This is a genomic window from Achromobacter arsenitoxydans SY8 (genome assembly GCF_000236785.1).
Lineage (GTDB): Bacteria > Pseudomonadota > Gammaproteobacteria > Burkholderiales > Burkholderiaceae_B > Achromobacter > Achromobacter arsenitoxydans.
In genome coordinates this window covers 1-853 of sequence record NZ_AGUF01000095.1, presented here as the reverse complement: position 1 = coordinate 853, position 853 = coordinate 1, and the positions used below count along the sequence as shown (strand labels likewise).

Annotated in this window: 1 protein-coding gene; it reads right to left on the bottom strand. The window is 58.6% G+C overall.

Annotated features, from left to right (window positions below; translation table 11 throughout):
* Nucleotides 1-325, bottom strand: a 325-nt coding sequence (locus KYC_RS29165) for a DUF3304 domain-containing protein (protein ID WP_008168764.1), incomplete at its 3' end; no start/stop codon positions are given.
* Nucleotides 326-853: the final 528 nt, after the last annotated feature.

Below are 853 nucleotides of genomic sequence, written 5' to 3'. Positions count from 1 at the left end.
CTTTGTCATAGCGGTCCACCGGTACTCGGCGCTCATAGCTTTCCCAGTCGCACCCTTGCCAATTGGTTATGTGCCAGCGCACCACGACAGTCAGGTCCGGACGCCATTTCCTAGGCAGGCTGACGCAGCAAACGACGCTGCCGCCTTTACCCGCCTGGAATCCGCCCGTGCCGTTCACCCCAAAATCCTGCACGCTCAGGTGGTCGGCCAAATGGTCAATGCCCGTAAGTGATACGGGCACCATATCTTCCTTGGCAGATCCGCTATCGCAAGCCGTCAGTAGAGCGAATAGCAAAGGGATGCCGAGTTTCAGGAGGCGCATCATTTCAAATCCTCGTCGTCGTGTGACATGGTGCAATGCCGAGACGACCTATGGTTTGCGCCAAACCAGCGCTTCGTGCAGTTTCGGACTCGTTGACCTCGAATGCGTCGTGCGCCCCACTGCCGATGAGGTCGAAGGGGAAGCGCAAATAGAATTGTTTGGGCATGGCAGGCTCCAAGGCCTCGGTGCCGGCGATGGCATGGGTCCAGGTGCTCTTGCTTGCCCTCGATCGAGGTGCGGTACCACTTCACTTCCACTTCCGGCAGCACCTCGCCGGAGGCCAGCGCCAGGTACATCAGCGGCGTGGCGGGGAGTCGGCATTGGCTGCTTCCTTTGAGTCGTTGACGAAATGGCCGCTTGGGCCACGATGCCATCGGGGATGACATGGGCCTTAATGCAAAAGCCGTGCCAACTCTTGTCGTGCCGCCGGGTTCTCTTTATTTATCAGTTGCTTGGGTGCGCATCCGGGTGTGCCGTGCACGCCCCGCGTTTTGCGAAACGGCGAAAAGTGATTTTTTTCCGGGGTTTTCA